Here is a 3,807-nt window from a genome sequence, read left to right as displayed (position 1 = left end):
GAAGGCCTACTACTCGCACCGCACCTGGCCCGAGCTGAGTGCGGCGGGCGGGGCCGAGCTGCTGAGCGTGGCCTACTACGACGGCTACGACTTCGACCAGGACGGCACGGCCGACGCGGCCTACCAGCCACCGACGGCCGCCGAGCTGGCCTGTCAGCCGGGGCAGGTGCCGGCGGTGGACCTGCGGGTGACGGGGCAGGCCACGCGCACGCTCACCCGGGTGCTGGGCCGGGCGGCAGGGGCGGCCGACGCGTGGCTGGTGAGCACGAGCTTCTTCGACGAGCGGCTGCGCCCGATCCAGGTGCAGAGCACGAATGCGCTGGGGGGTACCGACGTGGCGACGACGCGCTATGACTTCGCGGGGCAGGCGCTGGCTTCCTACGCCAACCACCAGGCCCCGGGTCAGCCGGCGCGGGCCGTGCGCGAGCAGCGTGCCTACGACGCGGGGGGGCGGTTGTTGACGGTAACCCAGGAGCTGGCCGGGGCTCCGGCCCAGGTGCTGGCCCGCCACGTGTACAACGAGCTGGGCCAGCTGGCGAGCAAGCAGCTGGGCGGCCAGTTGAGTGCGGCCAACGGGGGCGGGGCGGTGGCCGTGCCATTGCCGGGCGGTAGTACGGGTCCGCGGGCGTTGCAGACGGTGGACTTTCGCTACAACATCCGGGGCTGGCTGACCAATATCAACGATATCGACAACCCCGCGCCGGCCGACGGGGACCTGTGGAGCTTCGCGCTGAGTTACGCGTGCGGCTTTGAGGAGAACCAGTACAACGGCAACATCGCCGGGCAGCGGTGGCGCTCGGCCAGCGACGGGGTGGAGCGGGCCTACGGCTACCGCTACGATAAGCTCAACCGCCTCTTGCAGGGCGACTTCGTGGCCCGCAGTGCGGGACCCAACGGGGCGTGGGGCGCGGAGCGGGGCAACTACCGCTTCTCGTCGGCCAGCTATGACGCGGGGGGCAACCTGCTCACGCTGCGCCGCCGGGGCCTGGTGGCGGCGGCCACGCGCACGAGCGCGGCCCAGTACGCGGAAACGGACAACCTGCGCTACCGCTACCAGCCGGCCGGCGGCAGCGCCGAGCCGAGCAGCAACCGCTTGCTGCGGGTGGACGATCTGGCCCCGGCGGCCACGGCCTTCGGGGCCAGGCTGCCCGCGCGGCCCGACTTCACGGACGGGAGCACGACGGGCAGCCAACAGCCGGACTACACGTACGATGCGGCGGGCAGCCTGACCAGCGACCAGAACAAGGGCATCACCCAGATCAGTTACAACTACCTGCACCTGCCCGAGCGGCTGGAGTGGGCCAACGGCAATGTGCTGGAGTACACCTACTCGGCCGCGGGCCAGAAGGTGAGCAAGCGGGCCACAGAGGCGGGCAAAGCGGCGGTGCGCACGGACTACGTGGGGCCGTGGCAGTACGAGCGGGACTCGCTGCGGTGGCTGAGCCACGCCGAGGGGCGGGCGCTGTACGTGTATAAGCGGGACCCGGCCGGGCAGGTCAGCACGAAAGTGCAGTACGAGTACACGCTCAAAGACCACCTGGGCAACCTGCGGGTGGCCTTTCATCCGGGGGAGCGGAAGGTGTATCACGCCTACCTGGAGCCGAACGCTGATGAACTGCGGCGGGAGCAGTCGGAGTTCGATTCGGTGAGCGTGTCGGCTCCTATCCGGCGGGTGGACCCGTATCACCAACTGGCCCGCTCGGGGGTGGGCTTTGCCCTGCTCAACGCGGGCGGTACGCAACCTCAGCCGCTGGGGCCGCTCAAGCAGCTCACGGTAGCGAAGGGCGACACGGTGGACGTGGTGGCGTACGGGATGTACCAGCAGCCGGCGCGGGCCAACTGGAGCTTCTCGCTGGCGAGTTTCGTGGCGTCATTGCTGCAACCAGCGGTAGGGCCGGCTCCGCCGGACGGGGGCCGCAAAGTGCGGGTGTTGCCCTTGTTGAGCGTGGGGTTGGGCCTGGTGCCGGCCGTGCAGCAGCTGGCCGGCGGCGTACCGAAGGCCTACGTGCGGGTGCTGGTCTACAACGCCGATTCGGCCCTGGTGGACTGGCGCACGCAGCAGCTGACGAGCGCGGCTAATGCCAGCGTAGCGAATGGGGGCTACGAACGGCTATCTTTGCGCGTGTTCGTGCCGGCGGCGGGCTACGTGCAGGCGTACGTGGCCAACGAGAGCGACACGGATGTGTTCTTTGACGACATCAGCGTCGAGCACCGGCAGGGCCTGCAAGTGCAGGAGAACCAGTATGACCCGTTTGGGCTGGACTTGGCGGGCCTGAGCAAATCCGCCACGCCGGCGAACAAGTACAGCTGGAACGGCAAGGAGCGCCAGGACGAGTTTGGACTGAACTGGCACGACTATGGTTTCAGAAACTATGATCCCCAACTCGGGCGATTTATGGTAGTTGACCCTTGGACTGAAAGTTACTCCTCTAATAGTCCCTATACCTACGCATTTAATAACCCTGTGCGATACACTGATTTTATGGGACTTGGCCCCGAAGATGAGGTTAAAAACATAACAGTCACATCCACCAATTCAACGGATAAAATTACAGAAAAGAGTGTAAATGTAACAAAATCGAAGCGAGAGATAAAGTCAAATAGCAAAGAGTTTAACATGCTATTGGGTAAGTCTGCGATAACCTCTAGCAATGGAATCGGTGATAAGATGATTGAAACCATCACTGCCACCACCACCACCACTACATCTACGTTCATTGAGTATGATGATAAAGGAGGTGTTATAGGAGAACCTGTTTCTACAATAAATACTGAGACTGTAACTAAAACAAACGTTACGATAGAGGGCAAATTGGGTGGGTCCGTTGGGGGATTTACTACTAGTGATAGAACTACCAGTGTTGATACTCATGGGCTTTCTAAATTCTCTAAGGAAGCCATTGCTTATAGAGGCAATGATGGTAAAGGGCTATCTATTACCACCAGAGATGAAAATGGGCCTGCGAAAGCGCGAGCAGACGAATTTCTTCGTGTGCTTGGTTGGGGTGTTGGAACTGGATCATCTGCATTGATACCTCTTCTTCAACGTTTTGGATTTGCCGCCGCCGGCCGTTTGGCAACTCCTCTGGCTATAGTAGTACCAATGCTAACTCTTTCAGCCGAACGTGGTAAAGAAAACCTACCTAAATCCAACGAGCCTTGCAATGGCTGCACTAAAACATATTCACGCTAATGAAAATAACTTTCTATAGGTCACGCAAAGTTGTGTTTTTTCAAATACTACCTTTATTAGCACTGTCTAATGCTCCTTGTATTTCTCCTACAATGATGTCATCAGAATACATTGTAAAAATGATTATATTATTTGATTTTATATTTTTATCATTATTAATTTATAGATTAATAATGATAAAAATATTGCATATATCAGACGATAAATTAATAATATATAAATTTTTGAAAAAAGAAGAAATTAATAGTAATTTTATAAAAGAAGTTATTATTAATAAATATAATTTCTCAAAAATTAAATTATTTAATGGAAAAACTTTTGCTTTACCTCTTTTTGATCTTTCTGATGTAGAATTTGATAAAGCTGAAATAACTTTACATAATTTCCTCCGCTGATTGTAGTATATCATAGCTGAATTTTGAATGAAAAAGGTTTATAGCCAGGGCAAACGCATGAAGCCTACGCGAGGATTTGTTTGAGGTAGTGAATGTCGTAGGCCGCTTTCACGCGCCGTTTAGCCAGACTTAAGCCGTCGCGTTGTTGGGTGAGCACTTGCAGGGTGAGCTTGCGTAAGGTGGCCAGGTTTTCCGGCCCGTAGCCCGCGCGCACCCGAC

Annotated in this window: 2 protein-coding genes; both read left to right on the top strand. The window is 57.5% G+C overall.

Annotated elements, in window-relative coordinates; translation table 11 throughout:
• The coding region (locus D0T11_RS21495; RefSeq protein ID WP_147374789.1) for an RHS repeat-associated core domain-containing protein at positions 1–3,193 on the top strand (3,193 nt) is incomplete at its 5' end.
• Entirely contained in the window at positions 3,193–3,588 is a 396-nt protein-coding gene (locus tag D0T11_RS22315) for a hypothetical protein (RefSeq protein ID WP_147374788.1), read from the top strand. The genes D0T11_RS21495 and D0T11_RS22315, both read left to right, overlap by 1 nt.
• Positions 3,589–3,807 lie beyond the last annotated feature (219 nt).

This window comes from Hymenobacter rubripertinctus (assembly GCF_003583925.1).
In the GTDB taxonomy this organism is placed as follows: Bacteria; Bacteroidota; Bacteroidia; order Cytophagales; family Hymenobacteraceae; genus Hymenobacter; species Hymenobacter rubripertinctus.
Note: the sequence above shows the minus strand (reverse complement) of the source record. Positions and strands in the feature narration are given on the sequence as shown.

Excerpts from the sequence above, each read along its gene's own strand:
- D0T11_RS22315 (WP_147374788.1), top strand. The coding sequence starts at position 3,193 with ATGAAAATAACTTTCTATAGGTCACGCAAAGTTGTGTTTTTTCAAATA.